Raw genomic sequence first — 24,721 nt, 5'->3', positions numbered from 1 at the left:
GGAACAGCTTTCGTCCCATTGTCCCCAGGTGACACGATCGGGAGCGTACGGCATATCGCTGTATTTCGGGCGCGATCCCCATCACACTTCGGGAACGAGGATCATGTGGCGCGGAGCGGCCCCCAGCCCTCGGGACGGAAGCCGCCCTGCCTGAGCCAGGGAGCGTCGGCGATCACCGTGACCGACCCCGGCTCGATCTCCGTGAAGCCGGCGTCCCGCACCGCCGGCAGGCCGCTGTCCACCAGCGACGCCCACATCCCGGGGGTCGCGGTCCGCACGGCCACCGCCGGTCCCCGGCCGCGCCACGCGGCCCTGGCCCGCCCGTCGCTGCCCCACCACGCGAGCTGGGCGCCGTGCCCCGCCTGTGCCATCGCCTTGCCCGCGGTCATCTCCAGATGCGGATTCACCCAGAGGACCACGCCGTCCCGATCCGGACCGGCTGGAACACCGGAATCGGTCAGCTCGGTCCCGGAGACCTGGAGCCGCTGGAGATCCTTGGGCCAGTCGTCGAGCGGCACCGGCGGGTGCACGCGCACCTCGGCCGTCCGAACCTGGACCGTGATGCCGGGCAGGCCCAGCACCCGGCGCCACTCCGCCCCCCGCGCCCGGCGAACCACCTTCCTGATCCCGATCCGCTCCCACTGGGCGATCGGCTCGGCCCATTCGTCCTGGTCGAGCAGGCTCAGCACGGCGTGCGCCGCCGCTTCGAGGGCATCGGTGCGCTCGGGGGGAGCGGCACGCTCGATCCGTACGACGAGAGGGAGGACCCATTGGTTCATCGGACCAGGATTCCAGCCTCCCGCGTCTCCCTCACCCTCGCGGCGATCCTGGCCGACATCAGGGCGGCGGCCAGGCACAGGACGCCCGCGCCGTACCAGGCGAGGTCGTAGTTCCCGAGGTGGTCCCGGGTCACCCCGGCGAGGGTGGCGGCGAACGCCGCGCCGATCTGGTGGGAGGCGAACACCCAGCCGAACACGATCGCCCCGTCGGCACCGAAGATCCGCCGGCAGAGGGCCACCGTCGGCGGCACGGTCGCCACCCAGTCCAGCCCGTAGAAGATGATGAACACCAGCATGCTCGGATGCGCCGTCGCGGCGAAGAGCTGCGGAAGGATCAACAGGGACAACCCGCGCAGCGCGTAGTAGGCGACCAGCAGACGCCTCGGGTCGACCCGGTCGCTGAGCCAGCCGGAGAACACGGTCCCCACGATGTCGAAGACCCCCACGGCCGCGAGCAGCCCGGCCGCCGTGGTCTCGGTCATGCCATGGTCGTGCGCCGCCGGAATGAAATGGGTGCCGACCAGGCCGTTCGTGCTCGCACCGCAGATGGCGAAGCCGCCGACGAGATACCAGAACGACCGGTTGCGCGCGGCCTCGCGCAGCACCCGCAGCGCCCGGGCCGCCGCCCCTCCCCCGGCCGGGCGGGCGGGTGGCGGTTCCGCGCCCTCCTCGGCGCCGTACGGGGTCAGGCCGAGTTCTTGGGGGGTGTCGCGGAGCAGGAACCACACCAGCGGCACGACGACCAGCGCGCACGCGGTCACGGTCAGCGCCGCCGCCCGCCACCCCGACATCTCGACGAGATGGGCCAGCACCGGCAGGAAGATGAGCTGGCCGGTGGCACCGCCCGCCGTCAGCACACCGGTGACCAGCCCGCGGTGCCGTACGAACCAGCGGTCGGTGATGGTGGCGACGAACACGAGCGCCATGGAGCCGGTGCCGAGCCCGACGAGCACTCCCCAGCAGAGCACGAGCTGCCAACTCGCCGTCATGAACACGGTGACGCCGCTGCCGATGGCCACCAGGGCGAGGGCGGCGGACACGACCCTGCGCATGCCGAACCGGTCCATCAGCGCGGCGGCGAACGGCGCGGTCAGGCCGTAGAGCATGAGGTTCACCGACACGGCCAGGCCGATCGTGCCCCTCGTCCAGCCGAACTCCTCCTGGAGCGGCGTGATGAACACTCCCGGCGTCGCCCGGAAACCCGCCGCACCGACGATCGCGACCAGGGCCACCGCGGCTACGATCCACGCGCGGTGGAGGCGCGTGCTTCTCAATCTTGTCACCCTCACCCGGACATCATTCCTGGGGGAAATGTCGCCTACGAGTGGCCTGAAAGCCAATATGTGAAAGAATCCGGCCATGTCCTCCAGCACTCCGGAATCCGGGTCCCGGACCGAGCCCGACGCGGGGCGCCCGGCCCCGTCTCACGCCGTCCCGGACGGCGTGCTCGGCGCGGACGGCGCAGGCGGCGCGTCATCGGCCGGGGAGCGGCACCGCGTCGCGATCGTGGCCCTCGACGACTTCGCCCCTCTTGACCTGGGCATCCCGGGGCAGGTCTTCCAGGTGGCCGAGAACGCCGGCCGGGAGAAGCTCTACGAGATCGTGGCCTGCTCGCCCGGGGGAGCTCCCGTACGCACCTCCGCCGGGTACCGCGTGGTGCCCGACCACGACCTCTCCATCCTGGAGACCGCCGACACCGTCATCGTCCCCGGCATCCACGGCGGGCCGGCGCTCGTCGACGGCGAGATCGACGCGGAACTGCGCTCCGCCCTGCGGGCGGCGGCGGGACGGTCCCGGCTGATGTCCATCTGCACGGGGGCGTTCGTGCTGGCCGCGGCCGGTCTGCTCGACGGACGTCCGGCCACCACGCACTGGCGCAACGCCCGCCGCTTCAGGTCGCTCTTCCCCCGGGTACGGCTCGATCCCGACGTGCTGTTCATCGACGACGGCGACATCCTCACCTCGGCGGGCGTGGCCTCGGGAATCGACCTGTGCCTGCATGTGATCCGCCGGGACCATGGCAGCGAGGTCGCCAACCGCGCGGCCCGCCGGTGTGTGACCCCTCCCTTCAGGGAGGGCGGCCAGGCGCAGTACATCGAGCGGCCCCTGCCCGATCCGCACGGAACCAGCACGACGCCGACCCGGACCTGGATGCTGGAACGGCTGCACGAGCCGGTCGATCTGGCCGAACTGGCCGCCCACGCCAGGATGAGCGTGCGCACGTTCACCCGCCGGTTCCGCGAGGAGACGGGTCTCAGCCCGGCGCGCTGGTTGACCGGCCGCAGGGTGGAGCAGGCGAGGCACCTGCTGGAGACCACCGATCTCACCGTGGACGAGATCGCCAGGAGGACCGGATTCGGGACCACGGTGTCCCTGCGCCAGCACCTGCACGCGGCGGTGGGCGTCGCTCCCCTCACCTACCGCCAGACCTTCAGGTCCCGTCCTCCGCACACCGACTGACCTGCGCCGACTGACCTGCGCCGCACGGAAAGCGGCGACCTGCGCGCTCCGCGCCGATCCGACTAGGCTCGGGTGGTGCTTGAACCGATCATCGTTGTCGAGGACCTCCACGTCGAGATGGGCGCGAACCCCGTCCTCCGCGGGGTCGACCTGACGGTCCGCGAGTCCGAGATCGTCGCGGTCGCGGGTGAGAACGGGACCGGGAAGTCCACCCTGCTGCGCTGCCTGGCGGGACTGCGAACCCCCACGTCCGGAGAGGTCACCGTCTTCGGCGCACCGCCACGGGACGACGCGACGTTCTGGCGCGCGGTCGCCATGGTCGCCGCGGAGCCGGCCTGGTACCCCGGCCTGACCGTACGCGAGCACGTCGAGCTGGTCCGGGTCACCCACGAACCGGTGGGCGACGCCTGGCCGGGCGTCGGCGAGATGCTGGAGCGCTGCGGGCTGACCGAGCGGGCCGACGCCGTCCCGTCGACGCTCTCCACCGGCCAGCGGCAGCGGCTCTCCCTGGCCACGGCACTGGTACGGCCGAGCCGGCTGCTGCTCCTCGACGAGCCGGAACACGGGCTGGACACCGCCTTCCGCGGCCGGCTGGCCGCGATGCTGATCGAATACACCGCGGACGGAGGAACCGTCGTCATGGCCACCCATGACCCGGGGCTCATCGCGGCGACCGGCGCACGGCACAGCGTCCTGTCCTCCGGCCGCCTGGCTGCCGGAGCCGCCCGATGAACACCCTCGCCGCCGCTCGCGCGATCATCCGCGCCCCTCGGGCGAGACGGACGCGGACCTGGCAGGACCGCTACACGCTGGTCTTCGCCGTCGTGCTGCTGGGCGCGATCGCCGCCGATCCCCTGTCCCGGGCGTGGAACCTCCTGCTGGCACCGGTCGCCGACGTCCATCCGGCGACGATGGGCACCGGCCTGGCCCTGATCGTCCTCGCGTACGCGGGCCTGGTCGCGCTGGCGCGCCTGGTCGGGCCTGTCGCGCTGTCTCCGGCGGACGCCACCTGGCTGGTCCTGTCGCCCCTCGACCGGCGTGCCGTCCTCCGGCCCGCGGTGGTCCGGCTGCTGGTCGTGTCGGTCGTCGCCGGAGCCGTGCTGGGCATCGCCGCCCTGGCCGTGGTCGGAGTCCCGGATCTCGTGGCGCTCCGCGTGACCGGCGCCGTCGTCATCGGCGTCGCGGCCTGCGTCGGCGGATCGGCCCTGGCCGTACTGGCCCAGCGTTCGGACACGGAGGGGGGCTGGCTGAGCGTCGCGCTCACCACGATCGCGGTCCTCGCGATCGTCGCCGGGCTGGCGGCGGCGAGCGGTGCGGTCCTTCCGTGGCGCTCCCTGCTCACCTCGCTCCCCCGCCTGCCCGCGAGCGCTGTCATGGCGGCAGCCGCCGGCGCCGCCCTGGCCTCTGCAGGCGTCGCCGTACGGGCATGGCGGGCGCTGCCCGGCTTCCCCACGCGGGCGGTGATCGCCTCGTCCGTGCGTACGGGGCAGGCGGCCGACGCCCTTCTCACGCTGGAACCCACGCTGCTCACCTGGATCGCCGAGGACAACCACTGGCGGGCCCGCCGGTTGCGGTCCCGGCGCTGGCCGCGGCTGCCCGCGCCGCTCGCGGTCGCCTGGGTGGAGGCGCGCAGGCTGGGCCGCCACCCCGCTCGCCTGGCGGTGCTGCTCGCGGTGGCGGCGCTCCCCGCGCTGGCCGCCGTCGCCGGTGGTGGCATCACACCGCTGGTAATGGTCGCGCTGCTCGCCGGCGCCCTTTCCGCCGCGGCCTCCGGCACCTCCGGGGCCCGCCGGGACAGCGAGAATCCCGGCCTGGGCCGACTGCTCGGCGCCACACGGGAATGGACAAGAGTGGCACGGGTGATCCCGCCCGCGTTGCTCGCCGCAGCCTGGCTCGCGGCCGCGCTCGCCGGACTGGCCATCACCGGGCCGGTCGTCACGGGAGCGGTCGCGGGCGCGTCATGGTGGGCGTTCGTGCCGCTGTGCGCTCCGCCACTCGCCGTCGCCGCCCTACGCATCGCGGGGCGCGGGCCGATCGACCACTCACTGCCCGTGATCGACACCCCGGGCGGCCCGGTCCCGATGGGGCCGGTCCTGTGGGCGTTCACCGGGATCGACGTCGCGACGCTCGGCTGCGCCCCGGCGCTCGCCGCCCTTCTGGCCCGACCGGCGTCACCTGCCGGGTTCCTGATCGCCCAGGCCGCGGCGACCCTCCTGACCGCCGGCGCGTTCCTCGCGTCCGGAGCCCGCCCACGCCGCCGTCCCTGACCACGTCGGCCACGGGATCGACTTCCGCGGAACCCCGCTATTCGAGGCCGATGGCCCTGACAACGCGCTCGGCGACGCCGGGTTCGGGAGCCGGTTCCCCCTTCACCCGGTAGACCCCGCCGCCCCGGGTGAGCAGGCCCATGTCGATGAGGTACCTGCGAACGGCCACATGGTCGACCTCGCCCCCATCGCACCACTCGCGAAGCTTGTCGTTGACGACACGCTCCTCGTACGCGACGCCCGGTTCGAAGGACCGCGCCACGATGTGCTCGAGAACGACGTACCGGCGGCGCTGCTGCGCGGGAACCGTGGTCAGCCGCCTGCCCTGAACGAAGGGCAGCAGGGCGGATTCCGTCGGCTCACCGCCCTCTGGCCGTGACGAATCCGCTATGTCACGCGACAGATTCCTGAGTCGCTCATAATCCACACGCAACCCGTCGTCGCCCGCCACGATCAGATCGTGGTCCTGGAGCCGTTGAGCGGCCCTTAACGCGTCTTTCGCCGACAGTCCGGACGCCTCAGCGATGTCGGACGGCGTGTTCGCTCCGAGTGCGATCGCCGCCAGAACCCGCATTCGGCTCGGCTCCGCCAGCAGGCGTACGAGATTCTCAGGTGTCATCGTCCGAGCGAGGCACGGCGCAGGAGAGGCCGTTCCTCTTTCTCCCCTCGAAACACGATCCCCGTGGCGGAGCGACCGGCGAGCGGGGCGTTCGCGGCTCTCGCGACCTGCGCCGTCCGATTTCGCTCTCACGCTATGAGCCGAGGACGCGACGCCGCAATCGGATTACCGCTCACGCGCTCCCGGCGGCCCGACACCCGCAGCGCCGTCCATCCCAGCCGCCGCACAGGCCAGAACCGGCCCGTCCAGCGACCCGAAGGCCTCGGAAAACACGAGATCCCGTCCGATCCGACGATCGGACGGGATCCCGTCACCTGTCCTGCAGCCGTCTTGAGAACGGCCCACGAGTGGAGCTATGGGGATTCGAACCCCAGACCCCCTCCATGCCATGGAGGTGCGCTACCAGCTGCGCTATAGCCCCTTGGTGACCCCGCGACGGGTTTCCCCACGCGGCGCCACGCCAGTGTATAGGACTTCCCGGCCCAGGCTGTAACCGGTCAGCTGAGGGACCGCGTCCGGTTGATCAGATCGGCCAGCTCGGTCACGTCGCGATCCTCGGTGGCCGCCGCGAGGCGGGAACCTTGGTCCGCCAGGTCGGCCAGCCCCAGCCCGAACCGCTCGCTCCGGTCCGACCACGGAGCACGCAGGTAGTCGGCGAAGGCCGCCGCCACCGCGTCGACCTGGAGTCGGATCGGCGCCGAGGTCCACAGGTCGCCGCGTACGTCACCCGTGTCCACCGCGCGGCTGATCTCGGCCGGCCTGCGGCTGTCGGGGTCGAGCCAGCGGACCGTGGCCGTCGCGAGCTGCCCGGACGCCCCGGCGCGCAGCCGTACCCAGTAGAGCGCGGTCACGGAGTGGCCCGGCCCGACCTCGCCGCCGTCGCGCGAGTCGTCGCGGAACTCCTCGGGAGCCAGCTCCCGGTTCTCGTACCCGAGCAGGCTGTACGACTCGACGGTCGCCGGGTTGAAGACGACCTGCGCCTTGGCGTCGCGGGCACGGAGGTCGAGGTTGGCCGGGAGCCTGTCGACGAAGACCTCGCGCGCCTGCTCCTGCGAGCTCACGTAGACGGCGGCGCCGTCCCCGTTGTCGGCGAGCTGCTCCATCAGGTGGTCCCCGTATTCCCGGCCGACGCCGACGCACAGCAGGGTGATCTGCTTGCCCGCGTAGTCGCTCACCCGGTCGAGGATGGCCTGCCACGCGGTCTCACCGGTGTTGGCGAGACCGTCGGAGAGCAGGATCACCCGGTTGGTGGCGACGGAGCGGAACGCCCGGGACGCCTCCTGATAGCCGGTGACGAGGCCGTCCTCCAGGTTGGTCGATCCCTCGGTGTTCAACTCGTCGATGGCGCCGTGCAGCCGCGAGCGTTCCGTCACCGGGACCATCGGGCTGATCAGGCGGGCCGAGTCGCTGAAGGACACGATCGACACCTGGTCCCCCGGCATGAGCTGGTCGACGAGCGTGTGCAGGGCGTCGCGCACGAGGTCGAGCCTGCCGGTCTCGGCCATGGATCCGGAGACGTCCACCACGAAGGTCAGGCTGGCCGGCCTGCGCTCCTCCGTGCCGACGCCGCGCGTGCGCAGTCCCACCCGGACCAGCGCGCCGCCGCTCGTCCTGGCGCCGTCGACGTGTACGGCGAAGCCGTTGTCGTCCGGCTCGGCGTAGTCCTGCTCGAAGGAGTTGACGAACTCCTCGGTCCTGACCTGGTCGCGCTCGGGCAGCCTGCCCTCCAGGATCGCCCGGCGCGCGTAGCCGTACGACGCGGTGTCGACGTCGAGGGCGAACGTCGAGATCTGCTCGGCGGTGGCGTCGCGCTCCTGGCCGTCGGCCACCGCCGCCTGGTCGCCGGGGGCGGCCCGGCCGGCCGATGACGGTGTTTCTCCCCCGCCACCGCAGGCGGCGAGAGTGACTGACAGCAGGGCGATCCCCACCAGGACTGGTAAACGCGGCTTCATCCGGCACCTCCGTCGGCTCCCGTTCGCCCCTTACGACGCCATGCCGTACGGCGAAGCCGAGCCCGTCACGTAAGCGACGGCAAACCGTGCTCATCGCGTGATATCAGACAATCGGGCAATAGGCCTCCACGCGAGCCACCGGTATCGCCCGATCCGTCAGCGATGCCGCAGCAGCGTGGAGAGCGTGACCGGCCGGAGCCCGCGTTCCCGGAGTCCCCGGACGATGGCGGGGAGCGCGTCGTCGGTCAGCCCGGACGGCTTGCCACCGCCCAGGTGGAGCACGACGATCGACCCACCGCGCACGCCGTCGAGGGTCTGCTTCACGATCGCGTCCTTCGAGGTCGCGAACGCGTCCCTGCCGATCACATCCCACTGGACGGGGGTCAGGCCCTCCGCGGCGACCGCCTTCAGCGCCGCCTTGTCGAAGCAACCTCCGGGGAACCGGAAGAACCTCGGGTGGCCGGGGTCGAGCCGGTCGAGCAGGGCCTCGGTCCTGCGGAGGCTCCGCCTCATGTCGTGGGTACGGCCCAGCCCGTAGCAGGGGGTGGCGAACGCCTCGTGATCGTAGGAATGGTCGGCCACCTCGAACAGCGGATCGGCCGCGAGCCCGGCCGCCACGCGGGGATAGCGTTCGATCCACATCCCGGTCATGAAGATCGTCGCGGGCACCTTGAGCCGCCGGAGCTCGGCGATCAGCCGGGGGTTGGCGTAGGAGTCCACCTCGCCCCGGTCGAGCTGCCCCCGCATGTACGCCGTCATGTCCGCGTCGAAGGTCAGCGCGACCATCGTCGACTTACGCGATCCGTGGTGCACCAGGCCACGTGGACCCGGCGCCGAGGACAGATCGGAGGACGCCTCCGGGGACGGCCTGCTCGCCGGACCGGCGCCCGCCGCGGCCGGCCGGGGGTCCGTGAACGTGTCCGCCGCGCCCGTGGGAGCGTCCCGCGTGTACGCGGCGCACCCGGAGACGAGGAGAAGCGACATCAGGAAGGCTGCCCGCCGGCTCAGCATGATCGGCATGTTACGGCCGCGGGAGCCAGCGCCACCCCCGAACCCGGCGGCGAAACGCGGAAGGCCGGCGCGCTCCCTGTGGTGGAACGCCGCCGGCCTGATCGAACGAGTGGAGCTATGGGGACTCGAACCCCAGACCCCCTCCATGCCATGGAGGTGCGCTACCAGCTGCGCTATAGCCCCTTGCGACGCCTGTCAGTGTATAGGAATCGGCGCGCCGGACGGTAACCGAACGCGGCGATGTCACATCGGTGGGCCGTGATACGTCTGAGGTCCTATGAGCACCGAACTGTTCGTCAGCCATCGTGACCTGCTCACCGGGGTGGCGTATCGCATCCTTGGCAGCGCGGCCGACGCCGAGGACGTGGTGCAGGACGCGTGGTTGCGCTGGTCCGAGGTGGACGCGGGGGCGATCGGGAACCCCAGGGCGTACCTGGTGCGCGTGACCACGAACCTGGCGATCGACCGGTTGCGGCGGGTCAGGGCGCAACGCGAGGAGTACGTCGGCCCGTGGTTGCCCGAGCCGGTCAGCACCGAGCCGGACGCGGCGGAACGCGCCGGCCTGGCCGACGGCGTGGAGCTCGCCCTGCTGGTCGTCCTGGAGACGTTGTCGCCGCTGGAGCGCGCGGTGTTCGTCCTGCGGGAGGCGTTCGGCTTCTCGTACGCGGAGATCGCCGGGATCCTGGGCCGGGGCGAACCCGCCGTCCGGCAGCTCGCCAGGCGGGCCCGCGACCACGTGCAGGAGCGCCGGCCGCGGTTCGACGTGGACCGGAGGGAGCGCAGGCGGGTGACCGAGCGTTTCGCCGACGCCTGCGCCGAAGGCGACCTGCGCGGCCTCATGGAGCTCCTGAAGGCGGACGTCACGTTCGTCGGCGACGGTGGCGGCAGGGCGAAGGCGCCGCTGCGGGTGATGACCGGGCGGGATCACGTCGCGCGGTTCCTCATGGCCATCGCGTCCGAGAACGGGGTCGGCCGGTTCCTGACCTCGATCGGGGCGGGCGATCTCACCTCGATCGGCTTGGAGATCACCGACGTCAACGGCGGCCCGGCGCTCGTGGCGACCGCCGAGGGCCGCGCCGTCACCGTGATCTCCCTTGTCGTCTCGGACGGCAAGATCGAGACCATCTATCTCATCGCAAATCCGGAGAAGATGTCACGAATCACGCCCGGCGGCACGTCCCGGAGTACATGAGCCAAAACATCACCATCATCGGCGGCGGACTGGCCGGGCTGACCGCCGCGATCGCGTGCGCCGAGGGCGGGGCGGCCGTCACGCTGCACGAGGCGCACCGGACCCTCGGCGGCCGGGCCCGCTCCTCCGCCGCGCCGTACGTCGCGAACGACGGCACGCACGTCTTCTACGACGGCGCGCCGTTCCGGTGGCTGGCGGAGCGGAAGCTGGTCCAGCCGTACGTGAGCCTGCCGCTGAGGGCACTGGCCCGGAGCAGGTTCAGGTACCGCGACCGGCTGACGGCGCGGCCGCCGCTGGGCCTGCTCGCCATGACCGCCCGGCGGGGGGTGCGCGCGCCCGTGGACGAGGACTTCGGTTCGTGGGCCGGACGCCGGTTCGGCGCGGGACCCGCGCGCGCCGCCGCGGGCCTGCTCGGCGTCGTCACCTACGACGCCGATCCGGGCAGGCTGTCCGCGGCCTTCGTATGGGAACGCCTCCGGCGCGCCTTCTCGCCGCGCTATCCCACAGTCCGCTACGTCATCGGCGGCTGGGGACGGGTCGTCGACCGGATGGCCGCGCACGCGCGCGACCTGGGGGTGCGCGTCGAGACCGGATCGCGGGTCGACGAACTCCCCGCCGGTCCGGTGATCGTGGCAACGTCGCTCGACGCGGCCAGGAACCTGCTCGGCGACGACACCCTGCGCTGGGAGGGTGGCCGCGCCGTCCTGCTCGACCTGGCCGTACGCCGGAGGCCGGGCGACCTGTTCCTCGTCTCCGACCTGGACGAGGGCGGCTTCTTCGAGCGGTACTCCCTGCCGGACCCGTCGCTCGCCCCTCGCGGTGAGAGCCTGGTCCAGCTCCAGATGCCCATGCGGCCGGACGAGTCGAAGGCCGCGGCCGTCGCCAGGCTGGAGCGGATCGCCGACCTCGGCCTGCCGGGCTGGCGGGACCGCCTGACCTGGCGGCGCGACGCCGTGGCGGCGGGCCGGACCGGCGCGCTCGATCTTCCCGGACGTACCTGGCGGGACCGGCCCGCGATCGACCGGGGCGGCGGCGTCTGGCTCGCGGGCGACTCCGTGGCCGCCCCCGGACTGCTCGGCGAGGTGTCCGTCCACAGCGCCCTCGAAGCGGCGGCGGCCGTGCTGGCGGGAAAGGATCGCTCGGCTAGGCTCGGGATCCGTGGTTGAGATCGCGTTGAAGACCCGCGCCCAGGTCGCCGAAGGACCCACATGGCTCCCGGAGACGGGCGAACTGCTCTGGGTGGACATCCCCGCGGCGGAGATCCACTACTTCTCCCCGTCGACCGGCTCCGACACCGTACGGCACGCGCCACAGCACGTCGGCGCGGCCAGACCCCGCACGAACGGCGGGCTGGTGCTCAACCTGGTCGACGGGGTGGGGCTGCTCGACCCCGACGGCGGGTTCCGCTGGCTGGCCGACCTCGCGCGCGAGGGCGTACGCGGGAACGACGCCGCGGTCGATCCCCAGGGGCGGCTGTGGGCGGGCACGATGCGGTACGACCAGGCGCCGGGCGGCGGGCGGCTCTACCGGGTGGACCCCGGCGGCGCCGTCACCACGGCGTTGGAGAGCGTGACCATCAGCAACGGCATCGCCTGGAGTCCGGACGGCACGCTCATGTACTACGCCGACACGCCCACCCGGCGGCTCGACGTCTTCGACTACGCCCCGAGCGGCGACATCTCCAGCCGTCGCGTGTTCACCGCGATCGAGGGCGGCCAGCCCGACGGGATCACCGTGGACGCCGACGGATGCGTGTGGGTCGCGGTCTGGGGCGCCGGCCAGGTGCGCAGGTACACGCCCGACGGGCGGCTGGACCGGGTGGTGGACGTTCCGGTGGACCAGCCCACCGCGTGCGCGTTCGGCGGCCCCGCCCTGACCGATCTCTACATCACGTCGGAGGCCAAGGAGGGGCAGCCGCTCGCCGGGTCGTTGTTCGTGCTGCCCGGCGCGGGCGCGGGCCTGCCGGAACGCCGCTTCGCCGGGTAGCGGCGGAGTCGAACCGTCCCGCCCCGGTGTACGGGACGGTCCGGTTCGACGACGTTCCGCCTGGCGTGAACCGCGGCCGGTGGGGTCAGGCGCGGCCGTCGCCCTCCCCCGCCGGGCCGGCGGCGAGCTCGGCCCGGCCGAGCCGGTAGACGGCGGCCATCAGCAGCGCCCCACCGGCGAGTTGGAGCGGGGTGAGGTGCTCGCCCAGCAGGATGACGCCGATCGCCCCCGCGACCAACGGTTCCAGCAGAACGACCACCGCCGCCGTGGTACCGCTGACCACGCCCAGCCCGGCGAAGAACAGCCCGTACGCGAGCGCGGTCGGGACGATACCCAGGTAGGCCAGCGACAGCGTCGCGGCGAGCGGATCACCTCCTGAGGGAAGCACACGGTCCGCCAGGGCGAGCGGCAGCAGGCAGACGGCACCGGCGACGAAGGACCAGGCGACCGTGTCCCCGCGAGCCTCCCCCTCCCGGTCAGCCCGGCCGGACCGCTTCGCGCCGCTCAGCAGCGTCATCGCGGCGTAGGCCGCCGCCGACAGGACGGCGTATCCCGCGCCGGCCGCGGAGAACTCGCCGGGTCCTCCGGCGAGCATGGCCAGTCCCGCCACGGCCGCGCCGACGCCCGTCTTCGCGGCGCGGCTCAGCCGCTCGCCGAGGAGGAGCCGGCCCCCGGCCGCGACGAACAGGGGGTTCACCCCCATGGCGATCATCGTGGCGAGGGCGACGCCGCTCTCGGCGATCGCCGCGAAGTACGCGACCTGGGAGACGGCCATGGTCGTCCCGAGCGCCAGGATCATCCGCCACGACCGGCGCGGATCGGCCGCCCGGCGGGAGCCCGCCGGGCGGCCGATGAAGGTCACGCCGAGCAGGAGCGCGGCCCCGATCACGAACCGCCAGAAGGTGACGGCCACGGGGCTGAGATCTCCCGCCCGCCGCAGGAAGTCTCCGACCGCGCCGCCGGTTCCCCAGGCGATCCCGGCGGCGGACACGAAGATGAGGCCCCGGCGTACGGGCAGGGCAGGAACGTGCGTCATCGATGTCTCTCATGTGAGTGGTGGGAAGGGCCCGGAAAGCGGGCAGCCACCATCGGCCGGACCGCTTCTGGGCCGGCTCACGAGAGGGTCCGCCCGCTATCGGGCGGGCGGCGGAGAGATGATCAATCGCACGCGTGCACGCTATCGCGGCGCGCGGCACCGCGCACGCGGGTTTCCGTCCGATCGCTCCCGGCTGGAACTCCTCATTTCGGGAACGAATCAATATTCTGGGAAACGGACCGCCGAAGGGAATTTCCGAAGGGCGGGGTCAGGCCGTACCCTTGCATGGTGGTCGCCCGAGGCGAGGTCAGGTCGCCTCGGGCGGCCACTCTTGTTCACGCCCCGGCCGTCGCGGCCGGGCGATGCCCGGCCAGGAACGCGAGGGTGCGCGTCCAGGCGTCCGCACAGGCCCCGGCGAACTCCTCCATCCCGAGTTCGAAGAACCCGTGCGGCGCGCCCGGATAGGTGACGATCTCGTGTTCGACGCCCGCGTCCGTGAGCGCCGCGCCGAACGCGGCGACCATGTCGGCGGGGATGCCCTCGTCCCCTCCCCCGAACATCGCGAGGATGGGCGCCTCCAGCTCGGGCGCCAACTGCGTGGGTCCCGCCGCCCCGAAGAGCACGCCGGGATATCCGTACAGTCCGATCGCTCCGGCCAGGCCGAACCGGGGTAGGGCCGACGTGAACGCCATCCGGCCGCCGAAACAGAAGCCGAGCGAGACCACCGCCGCGCAGCCCTCCCGCCTCAGCCGGTCCGCCCCGGCGGCGATGTCGGCGTACAGGCCGTCTCTCGTGAGCGCGCCGAGATGCTCCATGAAGGGGAACGCGTCGGGGTCGCGCGGTTCGGTGCCCGCCGTCCGGCCGAAGTAGTCGATCGCGAGCGCGTGGTGGCCCTGTTCGGCGAGCCGGACGGTGAGCTGCTCGTAGAAGCCGGACAGCCCGCGGTTGTCGGGCAGCACCAGCACGCCCGTTCCGGACGCCCGACCGGGGCGGGAGAGATACGCCGCGAACTCGGCGCCGTCGGCGGAGGTCAGCGGGAGGCGCGTGGAACCGGCGGTCGTTACGGGCGCTCCGTGGATCGGCGGCACGGCATCGGCGTCATAGCACACAGGCGGATTCCCTTTCGGATCGGAATTACGCCCACAATGCTAATGACGGATAATAGTGAATATGCTTATCATAACAGAGGGAAATAAATTACCGGCCACCGTTCGATAAACATCGCATTTCTGTGTGCGAATTCGCGGGGTCGGCGGGGGCTCCGCGCGGAACCGCCGCTCCAGCGATGCCGACCGACCCCCTCCGCCGGCAGGCGCGGCCCGCGCCCACCGACTCCGGCACCCCTGGTGAACGGGAGAGATTCAGCGCTTACGGCCCAGCCCGCAGTAGCCGGTCTTGGCCAGGTCCTCGTCCATGAACATGGGCAGGTCCTCGGGGGTGGTCAGATCCCATGGGGCGATCAGCTCGAAGTCACCGAAGAAGGCGGCGACCTCGTCCCGCGAGCGCGGCCGGAACGGGGAGTTGGCCTGCTCGTAGAGCTTGGTGATCCGGGCCATCGTCTCCGGCTTGGCGTCGCTCCCCGCGTGCGCGACCGCCAGGTAGCTGCCCGGCGCGAGCGCCGCGCGGTACTCCGCGACGAACTCGTGCGGCCGGTCCTCGTCGGGGACGAGGTGCAGCAGGAACATCATCAGCACGCCGACCGGCTGATCGAAGTCGATCACCGCGCGCACCTCGGGGTGGTCGAGGACGCTCTTCGGGTCGCGCACGTCCGCGTGCACCATGGCCACACGCTCCGGCTCGGCGAGCAGGGCGCGGCCGTGCGCGCAGACGACCTCGTCGTGGTCCACATAGACCACGCGGGCGTCCGGCGCGACCCGCGTGGCGATCTCGTGGACGTTCTCCCGGGTCGGCATGCCGGATCCGAGGTCGAGGAACTGCCTGATCCCCTGCCCCGCGAGATGCTCGACGATCTCCCGGATCGCCTCGCGGCTCTGGAGCGCGATCTCCCGCATCTGGGGGAAGATCCCCAGCACGAGATCGCCCATCTCCCTGTCGACGGCGAAGTTGTCCTTGCCGCCCAGGTAGTAGTCGTACATGCGGGCGGCGTTGGGGATCTGCGGGTTCACACCGGCCGGGGCAATGGGGTCAGACACGATCACTCCTCAGGTTTTGGGAATGATCGTAAGGGGTATCGCTGGCGAACTATCCACTTTTGTGTGGCTTGCGCCGCCCCCGTGGAGACGCAAGCCGCACCGGTGTCATTCGTCCTCGATGACCCTCTGCGCCCCCGCGTACCAGCCGGCCACCATCTGGGCGGCGACCACGGCGAACAACAGCACGAACGGCATCGTCCAGCCGCCGCTGACCTCGTACAGCACGCCCACGGCGAGCGGGCCGGCGCCGGCGATCAGGTAACCGGCGCTCTGCCCGAAGGCGGACAGCGCCGCCGTGGCCTCGGCCGTACGGGCGCGCAGCGCGAGCATCGCCAGCGCGAGCGGGAAGGAGCCCATGCCGATGCCCACGACGATCGTCCACGCCCAGAGCGCGTGCCCGGTCAGGAGCCCGGCGAACCCGATCACGTACGCGGCGCCGAACCCGATGACCAGCAACCGCTGGTCGGCCATCCGGGCGGCGAGCGCCGGGACGAGCATCGAGATCGGGATGCCCAGACCGGTGAACACCGCGAGGATCGTTCCCGCCTGCCCCGACGTGTACCCGTTGTCCTGCAGCAGCTGGGGAAGCCAGCCGAACATGACGTACGCGATGAGGGACTGGGTGCCGAAGTACGCGGCGATCGCCCAGGCCAGCCTGCTGCGCGCCAGCTCGCCGAGTCCCGTCCCGCGTACCCGGTGCCGCTCCGGCTCACTGCGCGCGAGCGCAAGCCACGGAATGGCGGACACGGCGGCCAGAGCCGCCCACACACCGAGTGCCACGTGCCAGTTGCCTCCCGCGGCCCGCTGGATGGGCACGGTCGCGGCGGCGGCGAGCATGGTCCCGACGGCCATGGCCGTCGAGTAGACAGTGGTCATCATCCCGGCCCGCGCGGGGAAGTGGCGCTTGATCAGCGTCGGGATCAGCACGTTGCCGATCGCGCCGCCGGACAGCGCCACCACGCTGGCCGCGAGAAACACGCCCGAACTCTGCACCGCGGAGCGCAGCAACAGCCCCGCCCCGAGCAGAACGAGCGCGGTCAGGAGCAGTCGGTGCTCGCCCACCCGGTGGGAGAGCGCCGGGGTCATCGCCCCGAAGAGGGCGAAACAGAGCACCGGCAGCGTGGTGAGCAGCCCGCTCGCCACGCCCGACATGCCGAGGCCCGCGCTCACCTGGTCGAGCACGGGGCCCACGCTGGTCACGGCGGTCCGCAGATTGAGCGCCGCGAGAACGATACCGAGCCCGACGAGCCAGGCGACCGATCCCGATCTGCCCCTGCGTACGACGACGGCGGTCATGCCGGTGACAACCCTCTTTCAGTGTCGATTCATCCTATGATTCGACAACCATACCAGAGGGCGTGTTCCCGACATGAACCGCGAACACTGCTGTAACACCCGTACGGGCACTCCGGCGTGCCGGGGCGCGCAGGTCAGGTACGCGGCAGGCGCGTTCCCGGGCCGCCGACCGGCGGAACCGGTCCGGGACCGGGCGCGGGGAGCGGGGACTGGGGCGGGTACTGCGGGTTCACCGGCTGGGGCGGCATCGGCTCGCCGATGTCGTATCCGGTGCCGGATCCGCCCTCCTGATGGGGGGCCGGGATGTCACCGCGCCAGCCACCGCTCTCGGTGCCGCGCGACTCGATGAAGGTCTTGAACCGCTCCAGGTCGCCCTTGACCCTTCTGTGTACGATCTGCAGCACGTCGGCCGCGGTCTCGGCCACGCCCTCGGGGTCGTACGCCAGCTGGAGCGTGACACGCGAGTGATCGTCGTCGAGGCGGTGGAACGTCACCACCCCGGACTGGTGCGGCCGGTCCAGCGAGCGCCAGGCCACCCGCTCGTCCGGATGCTGCTCGGTGATCTCCGCGTCGAACTCGCGCCGGATGCCGCCGATCTCGACGACCCAGTACGTCCGGGTGTCGGTGACCTGCTTGACGGAGTCCACGCCTTCCATGAACTCGGGGAAGCTCTCGAACTGGGTCCACTGGTTGTAGGCGGTGCGCACCGGGACGTTCACGTTGACCGAGTGTTCGATCGAGCTCATGCCTCTCCTCCTGTCCTCGTGGGTTCGGAGGATTGCCCTGCCCCGTGTGACCCGCTCTAGTCCGATTCGCCGGTACGGGTCACGACGGCGCGGCGACGCAACCAGAACAACCCGAGGATCGGCAGCACGAGCGGCACGAAGAGGTAGCCGGCGCCGTAGCCCGACCACACCGTCGCATGCGGGAACGCCGCGGAGTCGACGAGGCTGAGCGTGCCGACGATCAGCACGCCCGACAGTTCGACGACGCAGGCCGTCAGGGCGAGCCGCCGCTCCCCGCGGGCCAGGGCCACGGTGAGCAGGATGTACACCACGGCGGCGAACGCCGAGAGCAGGTACGCCAGCGGCGCCTCGCCGAACCGCGTCGCGATCTGCACGGCGGCGCGCGCGGTGGCCGCGAGGGCGAACACGCCGTAGACGGCGACGAGGACCCGGCCCGGCCCCGATGTCACCTGAGCGCTCACGCCGTACCGTTCCAGAGTTGGAGGAGCCGTCCCGTCATGACCGCGACGGTGAACCCGGCGACCGCGATGACGCCGGGGCCCCAGCGGGTGCGCTCCGCCTTGCCCCACCACACGGCGGCGGGCGGGATCACAACGGTCCCGGCGAGATAGCCGACGAAGGTGGCCGTCTCCTGCTCCAGGTCGGACAGCCGCGTCACCGCCAGGCCCGCCTGTACGAGCAGGGCCACCTCGATGAGCGCGAGCCCGGCAAGCAGGACGATGCCCATGGGCCGGTTCCGGATGGCCGTGATCAGACTGATCAGGGCGAGCAGGAGGGCCGCGCCGATCAGCCAGCCGGAATAGGCACCGATCATCGCGCGTCAGGGGTCGGGAGCATGGCCAGTAGGTTACCGCCACCACCGGCCGCCCCGGATTTCGCCTCCGGCGGTGGTCTGTCGCGCGGCCTGGGCCGCGAAAGATGGGTGGAGCTATGGGGATTCGAACCCCAGACCCCCTCCATGCCATGGAGGTGCGCTACCAGCTGCGCTATAGCCCCTGGTCACCGCTTCGAGTCTTCTCGACGCGGCGCCCGAGGAGCATATAGCGACCATTTGCCGTTTACCTAATCGACACCTGGAGGGAACCGCACGCGTCAGCGGTCGGTTTCCGCTTCCGGCCTGTCGTCGCTGCTCACGGGCTCGGGAAGCGTTCCCGCGTTGTGCTCGAGCAGCCGCCAACCTCGACGGCCCTCCTCCAGGACGGACCACGAGCAGTTGCCGAGCCCGCCCAGGGCGGACCACAGCTCCTCGGGCAGGCCGAGGAGGCGGGCGATGCCGAGCCGGAGCGCCGCGCCGTGGGAGGCGACGACCAGCAGGCCGTCGTCCGGAAGGCGGGCGACCCAGCGCCGGATCGCCTCCGAGACGCGGTCGGCGACGTCGGCCACCACCTCACCGCCCGGGGCCTCCCACGCCTCGAACTCGGCCGGCCAGCCCGCCTTGATCTCCTCGCGGGTCAGCCCCTCCCAGGCGCCGCCGCCGCGTTCGCGCAGCTCCTTGTCCACCTGCACGCCGAGGCCGGTGAGCCTGCCGAGGGCGGCTCCGGTGTCGTAGGCGCGTTGCAGGTCGGAGGAGACGATCGCCGTGGGCTTCAGCGCGGCCAGCAGGGACGCCGCCCGGGCCGCCTGGGCCACCCCGGTCCTGTCCAGCGGGATGTCGCTGTGGCCCTGAAAGCGTTGTTCGACGTTCCATTTCGTCTGGCCGTGGCGCAGACAGACCACCCGCCGGATCACGCGGGCCTCCCCGCCGCCGGTTTGAGGCGTTCGGTCACCGGGCCGCCCCGCCGGCCCGCTGCGCGGCCACCTTGGTGACGCTCTCCGGAAGCTCGATCGAGGGGCAGTCCTTCCAGAGCCGCTCCAGGGCGTAGAAGGTGCGCTCCTCTTCGTGCTGGACGTGAACGACGATGTCGATGTAGTCGAGGAGCACCCAGCGCCCCTCACGCTCGCCCTCGCGGCGGACCGGCTTGGCGTCGGCCTCGATGCGGAGCCTGTCCTCGATCTCGTCCACGATCGCGCGGACCTGACGGTCGTTGGAGGCGGAGCAGAGCAGGAAGGCGTCGGTGATGACGAGCTGCTCGCTCACGTCATAGGCGATGATGTCGTCGGCCAGCTTCTCCGCGGCGGCCTCGGCGGCCACGCTCACGAGCTGAAGCGATCTCTCAGATGCGGTCACGATGTGGTTCTGTCCTCCATTGCCGGGCACGCGTTCCGATCGGCTCCTCCAAGGGTGCCCACCGGACGGCGGGTGATTCAATCCCGTTTTCGCGCCCGACCCTATCCGGACGCACTCCCGCCGTATCAACGTACGCCACCGGGCTACCGATTCCACCCCTCGATCCTCGTCCGGGGCCCCGCGCCCGTCAGCCGCCCGCCGGGCCCCTGAGCAGCGCCTCGACGCCCGTCAGGTCACCCCTCCGCGTCGCGGTAGAGGCCCCGCTTGTTGATGTACTGGACGATCCCGTCGGGTACGAGGTACCAGATGGGCTCCCCCGCGGCGACCCGCTCACGGCATTCCGTCGAGGAGATCGACAGCGCCGGGATCTCGATCAGACTCACCCTGCCTTCGGGGAGGCCGGGGTCGAGCAGCGCGTGCCCCGGACGGTCACAACCGACGAAGTGGGCGATCGTGAACAGCTCGTCCACGTCCCGCCAGCTCAGGATCTGCGCGAGTGCGTCGGCGCCGGTGATGAAGTACAGCTCCACATCCGGTCCGTATATGGACGCGATATCGCGCAACGTGTCGATCGTGTACGTCGGCCCCGGACGGTCGATGTCGACCCGGCTTACTGAGAAACGGGGATTCGACGCCGTCGCGATCACCGTCATCAGGTAGCGGTCCTCGGCGGCGGTGACCGTCTTGTCGGCCTTCTGCCACGGTTGCCCGGTGGGTACGAACACCACCTCATCAAGCCGGAAGTGGTGCGCCACCTCGCTCGCGGCCACGAGGTGACCATGATGGATCGGGTCGAACGTCCCTCCCATGATGCCCAGCCGTCTGGTCGCCGCCCCGTTTCTCATGAAACGGACCCTAGCCTGCAAGTCGTACTAGACCGGAACTACCCCTCTAAATCACTCTCCCGCGCGCGGCCCGTTCCACCGACATAGCATGCGGAGCATGACCACTCCCGATCGCAATCGCGTGCAGCTGCCCGGCATCAGCTCCCGCGCCTACGAACACCCCGCCGACCGTTCCGCGCTCGTCGCGATGCGTTCGCTCAGCGGATTCGACTCGGTGCTCAAGCGCATGTCCGGCCTGTTCAGCGAGCGCCGCCTGCGCCTGATGTTCCTGGCCTCCGCGGTGCGCACGACGGACACGCAGTTCCGCGCGCTCCACGACATGGGCCGCGACAGCGCGTACATCCTCGACCTGCACCGGATCCCCGAGATCTACGTGCAGCAGGATCCTCAGGTGTCCGCCATGGCCATCGGCTTCGACGAGCCGTTCATCGTGGTCTCGACCGGCCTGCTCGACCTGATGGACGAGGAGGAGCTCCGCTTCGTCATCGGGCACGAGACCTCCCACATCCTGTCGGGCCACGCCGTCTACGGCACGATGCTGGCGATCCTCACCCGCCTGGCCACCCGGGTGGCCTGGATCCCGCTCGGTTACATCGGCCTGCGGGTCATCGTGGCCGCCCTGGAGGAGTGGCAGCGCAAGGCCGAGATGTCGGCCGACGGCGGCGGCCTGCTCGCCGGGCAGGACCCCGACGCCGCGCTGCGCGCCCTGATGAAGCTGGCCGGAGGCTCCCGCCTGCACGAGATGAACATCGAGGCGTTCCTCGACCAGGCCCGCGAGTACGACACCGGCGGCGACGTCCGCGACGGCCTGCTCAAGGTCCTCAACCTGATCGGCACGACCCACCCGTTCGCGGTCACCCGGGTCGCCGAACTCGACCGCTGGCGCCGCACCGGCGAGTACGAGAACATCCTGGCCGGGAACTACCCACGCCGCGAGGACGACGCCAACGCCAAGATCACTGAAGAGGTCAAGGCCGCCGCCAACTCCTACCGCGAGTCGTGGTCCCAGTCCCAGGACCCCTTCATCGGCGTCCTGCGCGACGTCGCCGAGGGCGCGGTCAACGCCGGTGAGCGCATCTTCAACAAGTTCGCCCGCAGGGAGAACTAGGAGCCGGGTCCGGGGGGCGCCCCCCGGACGGCACGGCGACACAGTCGCCGACGGATCCATCCCGTCCGGAGTTCGGACGGATACCTAGACGAAGAACGCCACCGCTCGCACGGCAGCCGCGCACAACGCGACGAAGCCGCCGAGCACGGCGAGCGCCCGCAAGCCCTCTCTCCGCAGTTCGGGCACCCGAGCGCCGACGCGCTCGACCTCACGGCCGATGATCCCGCCGGTGACGACGCCGAAGGCGATCCCCGCGACCGTCACGGGCACCGCCTGGGTCCACCACTCGGGTTCCAGGCGTGCTCCGGCCGTGAGCCAGAGCGCGGCGAAGGCCGCTGCCGCGGCGGGCAGCCCGGGCCAGGCCACGGCCGAGACGAGCGAGCCCGCCAGGGTCAGGGGAAAGGTCAGCACCCGCAGGAGGCCCCGCACCCGGGGCGACTCCCGCTTGCGCACCAGCCAGTGACCGCTCCACAGAGCCCTGGTGAGGACCGCGAGCGTCCCTGTGATCGCGAACGTGGCGAGAGGGAACACGAGCGACACCACCACGCACGGGACCGCGAGCAGCGCGAGCACCAAAAGCGCGGCGCTGCCGGTGGGAAGGCCCGGCGCGGTGTCCGCCGCGGCCTTGTCCGCACTCCTGTCCCGGATCCTGGCCCTGCTCCCGTCGTGCGTCTCCTCCGGCTCTTCAGGCGCGGCACGGCGTCGCCCACCGCTCGTGAACGCCGGTTCGGCGGAGGCGCGGGCGAGCCGGGCCAGCCGGTCGGCCAGCACGGCGGCCGTGGGACGCCTGCTCGGGTCGCGATGCAAGGCCGCCCGGATCAGCGGCAGCAGCGCGGCGGGCACTCCGGCCAGGTCCGCCTGGCCGTGCAGGATCGCGTACATCTGGGACTCCACGGTCCCCCTGCCGAAGGTGGGCCGTCCGGTGGCGGCGAACGCCACCGTCGCCGCCCAGGCGTGCACGTCGGCCGGTTGTCCCACGGTCTCGTCGGCGAAAAGCTCGGGCGCCGCGTAACCGGGAGTGCCGAGGAAGGTCCCCGTCATGGTCAGCCTGGTCGCGTCGAGGACCTGGGCGATCCCGAAGTCGATCAGCACCGGCCCGTCCACGCCCATCAGGACGTTCGCCGGTTTGAGGTCGCGATGCACGACACCGGCGGCATGCGTGATCGCCAAAGCGGTCGCGAGCCCCTGGGCGAGCGAGATCAGGTCGCACTCGGCGAGCGGCCCCGCCCGGCGCACCGCGTCGAGCAGGGTTTCGCCCTCGATGTGCTCCATCACGAGATAGGGCCGGTCGCCCGACAGGTCGGCGTCCAGGACCTGCGCGACGTACGGACTCTCCACCCTCCGCAGGGCCCGTACCTCACGCTCAAGGCGTAATCGGGCGTCAGGATCGTCGCCGAGCGGGTCGCGGAGCATCTTCACGGCGACCTGCTCGCCCCGGCGGTTGGCCGCGAGGTAGACCTCGCCCATGCCGCCCCGGCCCAGCCGCTCCAGCAGCGCGTACGGGCCGACCCGCCCCAGACGTCCACCCATAGGAGGGACAACCATAGTGGCCTCCGGGGACAAATCCGGGGAGGCACGCCGGGCGGATATCAGGCCGAGACGGGGACGGCCCCCTCCCTCCGCCGGCGCTCGGCGAGCAGATGATCGAGGCTCAGCCAGCCCGGTCCCGCGACCGCGATGACCAGAGCCAGCGCACCCAGCGCGAGCACCAGTTCGAGGCCGCCGTCACCGGGCCCGTGCGGCACGTGGACGTACAGGAACGCCCCCGCGGCCACCATGCTCACGGCGACTCCCGCGACGGACGTGAGCAGCCCCAGGATGAGCAGTGAGCCACCGCCGAGTTCGGCGAGGATGGCGAACATCGCCGAGACGCTCGGCATCGGAATGCCCGCCGTGGCGAACTGCTCGGACGTGGCGTCGACGCCGTTGCTGTACTTCTCCCAGCCGTGTGTGACGAAGATGACCCCGAGCACCGACCTGCCGATCAACGCGACGACGGCGTAGAGCACCCGCTTCATCACGAGTCCTTCAGCAGGAGCTCCAGCTCCGTCTCGGGCTCCGCGTTCAGCCTTCGGGGCCCGGTGCGCCGCCAGTTGACGTGCCCACGGCTCTCCAGCCACAGCATGAGCCGGTCGGCGGCGACGACCACGCCGACGGCCATGCAAAGGGCGACCACAATCTCCATGCGCACAGCCAAGCCCCACCGCGTCGCCTCCCCTAGTGACACGCTGGATACTTTGCGCAACATTGGCCCCGGTGAAGGCAACCACAAGTCATTCTCAAGCGCCCTAGACAATCCTTGGGGGTAGTCCGTCGCACCGGGGGAACGCGTGCGGCGGCAATCGGGAGAACACAACCAAGAAAGCGGTGGTTCACCTCAATGGACACCGATCGCACGACCGGGCGGGGCACCGGACAGGTCACCGTCGTGATAGCCGACGAGCATCCCCTGTACCTCGAGGGGATCCGGTCCGCACTCCACGACTGCACGGACATCACCGTCACGGGGACCGCCTCGGAGCCCATCGACGCGATGCGGCTCGCCGCACGGCTCCGCCCCCGCGTCGCCCTCATCGACGTCGCCATGCCAGAGGTCGTCGACTACCTGACCCGCAGATGTCCCGCCGTACGGGTCCTCACGCTGGGCACAGGAGACGACGGGAGGAACCTGCTCACCGCCCTCAGGGCCGGGACCTACGGGCACCTGCTCAAGGGCTCCGAACCCGGCGAGGTCGCGGCGGCGCTCCGCTCCGTCGCGCTGGGACAGATGGTGTTCGGCCGGGGCGTCGGGACGCGGCTGCTGGCCCACCTCAGCGCCCCCGTGATGCGTATGCCGTTCCCCGGGCTGACCCAGCGCGAACGCGAGGTGCTCGAATACCTGGCCGACGGCCGTTCCAACGCCGAGATCGCAAGAGAGCTGTGCCTGGCCCCCAAGACCGTGCGCAACCACGTCAGCAACGTGCTCAACAAGCTGGAGGCACCCACCCGCGTGGACGCCGCGCTGCGGGCCAGGGACGCGGGCCTCGGCTCACGCCTCCTCCTCACCCACGTCTGACCCGGAACGCGTCCGCTCCGGACCCCGTCCGGGTCCGGAGCGGCTCCGG

Annotated in this window: 26 protein-coding genes and 3 tRNA genes; 8 read left to right on the top strand and 21 right to left on the bottom strand. The window is 71.4% G+C overall.

Annotation, left to right across the window (positions count from 1 at the left end; translation table 11 throughout):
• Window positions 1-101 precede the first annotated feature (101 nt).
• Together AB0I59_RS03465 and AB0I59_RS03460 are read right to left on the bottom strand one after the other, a co-directional pair.
• The gene (locus AB0I59_RS03465) at window positions 102-779 is read right to left on the bottom strand and encodes a peptidyl-tRNA hydrolase (RefSeq protein WP_358129586.1); all 678 of its coding nucleotides are present in this window, start codon (window positions 777-779) and stop codon (window positions 102-104) included.
• A complete protein-coding gene (locus AB0I59_RS03460) occupies window positions 776-2,053 on the bottom strand; it encodes an MFS transporter (protein WP_358129583.1) in 1,278 nt (425 codons plus the stop codon). Before AB0I59_RS03460 ends, AB0I59_RS03465 begins: the two co-directional genes overlap by 4 nt.
• Before the next feature lie 85 nt (window positions 2,054-2,138).
• Between AB0I59_RS03460 and AB0I59_RS03455 the strand changes: the two genes are divergently transcribed.
• The 3 genes from AB0I59_RS03455 (at window position 2,139) to AB0I59_RS03445 (ending at window position 5,506) form a co-directional block, all read left to right on the top strand.
• Window positions 2,139-3,239, top strand: coding sequence for a GlxA family transcriptional regulator (locus tag AB0I59_RS03455; RefSeq protein ID WP_358129581.1), 1,101 nt, complete (start codon window positions 2,139-2,141; stop codon window positions 3,237-3,239).
• A gap of 75 nt (window positions 3,240-3,314) precedes the next feature.
• Window positions 3,315-3,971 carry an ABC transporter ATP-binding protein gene (locus tag AB0I59_RS03450; RefSeq protein ID WP_358129578.1) on the top strand — a complete coding sequence of 219 codons (657 nt, stop codon included), beginning with the start codon at window positions 3,315-3,317 and terminating at the stop codon, window positions 3,969-3,971.
• Window positions 3,968-5,506: a DUF6297 family protein gene (locus tag AB0I59_RS03445; protein WP_061257332.1), complete on the top strand. Its 1,539-nt coding sequence runs from the start codon at window positions 3,968-3,970 to the stop codon at window positions 5,504-5,506. Before AB0I59_RS03450 ends, AB0I59_RS03445 begins: the two co-directional genes overlap by 4 nt.
• Window positions 5,507-5,543: 37 nt before the next feature.
• Here the strand turns inward: AB0I59_RS03445 and AB0I59_RS03440 are convergent, their stop codons facing one another.
• The 5 genes from AB0I59_RS03440 to AB0I59_RS03420 form a co-directional block, all read right to left on the bottom strand.
• The gene (locus AB0I59_RS03440; RefSeq protein ID WP_358129575.1) at window positions 5,544-6,125 is read right to left on the bottom strand and encodes a DUF2087 domain-containing protein; all 582 of its coding nucleotides are present in this window, start codon (window positions 6,123-6,125) and stop codon (window positions 5,544-5,546) included.
• Window positions 6,126-6,473: 348 nt separating this feature from the next.
• A tRNA-Ala gene (locus tag AB0I59_RS03435) sits at window positions 6,474-6,546 on the bottom strand.
• Window positions 6,547-6,622: 76 nt separating this feature from the next.
• Entirely contained in the window at window positions 6,623-8,077 is a 1,455-nt protein-coding gene (locus AB0I59_RS03430; RefSeq protein ID WP_061257330.1) for a vWA domain-containing protein, read from the bottom strand.
• Between the two features lie 156 nt (window positions 8,078-8,233).
• Entirely contained in the window at window positions 8,234-9,088 is an 855-nt protein-coding gene (locus AB0I59_RS03425) for a polysaccharide deacetylase family protein (protein ID WP_358129572.1), read from the bottom strand.
• A gap of 110 nt (window positions 9,089-9,198) precedes the next feature.
• A tRNA-Ala gene (locus tag AB0I59_RS03420) sits at window positions 9,199-9,271 on the bottom strand.
• Window positions 9,272-9,365: 94 nt separating this feature from the next.
• Between AB0I59_RS03420 and AB0I59_RS03415 the strand changes: the two genes are divergently transcribed.
• From AB0I59_RS03415 to AB0I59_RS03405, 3 genes are read left to right on the top strand one after another with little or no spacing between them, the layout of a single operon-like run.
• Window positions 9,366-10,280 (top strand): RNA polymerase sigma-70 factor, encoded by a 915-nt coding sequence (locus AB0I59_RS03415; RefSeq protein ID WP_061257329.1) that lies wholly within the window; start codon window positions 9,366-9,368, stop codon window positions 10,278-10,280.
• Window positions 10,277-11,446, top strand: a complete 1,170-nt coding sequence (locus AB0I59_RS03410) for an FAD-dependent oxidoreductase (RefSeq protein WP_358129569.1) — start codon at window positions 10,277-10,279, stop codon at window positions 11,444-11,446. The genes AB0I59_RS03415 and AB0I59_RS03410 overlap by 4 nt, the downstream gene beginning before the upstream one ends.
• Window positions 11,439-12,266 carry an SMP-30/gluconolactonase/LRE family protein gene (locus AB0I59_RS03405; RefSeq protein ID WP_358129566.1) on the top strand — a complete coding sequence of 276 codons (828 nt, stop codon included), beginning with the start codon at window positions 11,439-11,441 and terminating at the stop codon, window positions 12,264-12,266. The genes AB0I59_RS03410 and AB0I59_RS03405 overlap by 8 nt, the downstream gene beginning before the upstream one ends.
• 85 nt (window positions 12,267-12,351) lie before the next feature.
• On the opposite strand, the gene AB0I59_RS03400 is transcribed toward AB0I59_RS03405, so the two are convergent.
• The 11 genes from AB0I59_RS03400 to nadD all read right to left on the bottom strand — a co-directional run bounded on the left by AB0I59_RS03400 (window position 12,352) and on the right by nadD (window position 20,509).
• Window positions 12,352-13,302 (bottom strand): DMT family transporter, encoded by a 951-nt coding sequence (locus AB0I59_RS03400; protein WP_358129563.1) that lies wholly within the window; start codon window positions 13,300-13,302, stop codon window positions 12,352-12,354.
• A 335-nt stretch (window positions 13,303-13,637) separates the two neighbouring features.
• A complete protein-coding gene (locus tag AB0I59_RS03395; RefSeq protein ID WP_061257326.1) occupies window positions 13,638-14,411 on the bottom strand; it encodes a dienelactone hydrolase family protein in 774 nt (257 codons plus the stop codon).
• Window positions 14,412-14,663: 252 nt separating this feature from the next.
• Window positions 14,664-15,455, bottom strand: a complete 792-nt coding sequence (locus AB0I59_RS03390; RefSeq protein ID WP_358129559.1) for an SAM-dependent methyltransferase — start codon at window positions 15,453-15,455, stop codon at window positions 14,664-14,666.
• A gap of 105 nt (window positions 15,456-15,560) precedes the next feature.
• Window positions 15,561-16,751, bottom strand: coding sequence for a CynX/NimT family MFS transporter (locus tag AB0I59_RS03385; protein ID WP_061257325.1), 1,191 nt, complete (start codon window positions 16,749-16,751; stop codon window positions 15,561-15,563).
• 134 nt (window positions 16,752-16,885) lie between these two features.
• Complete coding sequence (locus AB0I59_RS03380; RefSeq protein ID WP_358129556.1) at window positions 16,886-17,497, bottom strand: SRPBCC family protein; 612 nt, start codon at window positions 17,495-17,497, stop codon at window positions 16,886-16,888.
• Between the two features lie 56 nt (window positions 17,498-17,553).
• Complete coding sequence (locus tag AB0I59_RS03375) at window positions 17,554-17,958, bottom strand: hypothetical protein (protein WP_358129553.1); 405 nt, start codon at window positions 17,956-17,958, stop codon at window positions 17,554-17,556.
• The gene (locus AB0I59_RS03370; protein ID WP_061257323.1) at window positions 17,955-18,311 is read right to left on the bottom strand and encodes a hypothetical protein; all 357 of its coding nucleotides are present in this window, start codon (window positions 18,309-18,311) and stop codon (window positions 17,955-17,957) included. The genes AB0I59_RS03375 and AB0I59_RS03370 overlap by 4 nt, the downstream gene beginning before the upstream one ends.
• A 109-nt stretch (window positions 18,312-18,420) precedes the next feature.
• Window positions 18,421-18,493 (bottom strand) — tRNA-Ala (locus tag AB0I59_RS03365).
• 96 nt (window positions 18,494-18,589) lie between these two features.
• Window positions 18,590-19,225: a histidine phosphatase family protein gene (locus AB0I59_RS03360; protein ID WP_061257322.1), complete on the bottom strand. Its 636-nt coding sequence runs from the start codon at window positions 19,223-19,225 to the stop codon at window positions 18,590-18,592.
• Between the two features lie 34 nt (window positions 19,226-19,259).
• Window positions 19,260-19,664 (bottom strand): ribosome silencing factor, encoded by a 405-nt coding sequence (gene rsfS, locus AB0I59_RS03355; RefSeq protein WP_061257508.1) that lies wholly within the window; start codon window positions 19,662-19,664, stop codon window positions 19,260-19,262.
• A gap of 233 nt (window positions 19,665-19,897) precedes the next feature.
• A complete protein-coding gene (nadD, locus tag AB0I59_RS03350) occupies window positions 19,898-20,509 on the bottom strand; it encodes a nicotinate-nucleotide adenylyltransferase (protein ID WP_061257321.1) in 612 nt (203 codons plus the stop codon).
• Window positions 20,510-20,606: 97 nt separating this feature from the next.
• Here nadD and AB0I59_RS03345 point away from each other — a divergent pair, with 97 nt between their 5' ends.
• Entirely contained in the window at window positions 20,607-21,617 is a 1,011-nt protein-coding gene (locus AB0I59_RS03345) for a M48 family metallopeptidase (protein ID WP_358129548.1), read from the top strand.
• 84 nt (window positions 21,618-21,701) lie between these two features.
• Here the strand turns inward: AB0I59_RS03345 and AB0I59_RS03340 are convergent, their stop codons facing one another.
• From AB0I59_RS03340 to AB0I59_RS03330, 3 genes are read right to left on the bottom strand one after another with little or no spacing between them, the layout of a single operon-like run.
• A complete protein-coding gene (locus AB0I59_RS03340) occupies window positions 21,702-23,147 on the bottom strand; it encodes a serine/threonine-protein kinase (protein WP_358129545.1) in 1,446 nt (481 codons plus the stop codon).
• Between the two features lie 59 nt (window positions 23,148-23,206).
• Complete coding sequence (locus tag AB0I59_RS03335; protein ID WP_061257319.1) at window positions 23,207-23,635, bottom strand: DoxX family protein; 429 nt, start codon at window positions 23,633-23,635, stop codon at window positions 23,207-23,209.
• Window positions 23,635-23,802 (bottom strand): hypothetical protein, encoded by a 168-nt coding sequence (locus AB0I59_RS03330; protein ID WP_228643672.1) that lies wholly within the window; start codon window positions 23,800-23,802, stop codon window positions 23,635-23,637. Before AB0I59_RS03330 ends, AB0I59_RS03335 begins: the two co-directional genes overlap by 1 nt.
• A gap of 195 nt (window positions 23,803-23,997) precedes the next feature.
• Here AB0I59_RS03330 and AB0I59_RS03325 point away from each other — a divergent pair, with 195 nt between their 5' ends.
• A complete protein-coding gene (locus tag AB0I59_RS03325; protein ID WP_061257318.1) occupies window positions 23,998-24,672 on the top strand; it encodes a LuxR C-terminal-related transcriptional regulator in 675 nt (224 codons plus the stop codon).
• Window positions 24,673-24,721: the final 49 nt, after the last annotated feature.

The sequence above is a fragment of the Microtetraspora glauca genome (assembly GCF_040656155.1).
GTDB lineage: Bacteria > Actinomycetota > Actinomycetes > Streptosporangiales > Streptosporangiaceae > Microtetraspora > Microtetraspora glauca.
The sequence above is the reverse complement of the archived record's forward strand: the minus strand, read 5'-3'. Positions and strand labels throughout refer to the sequence as shown.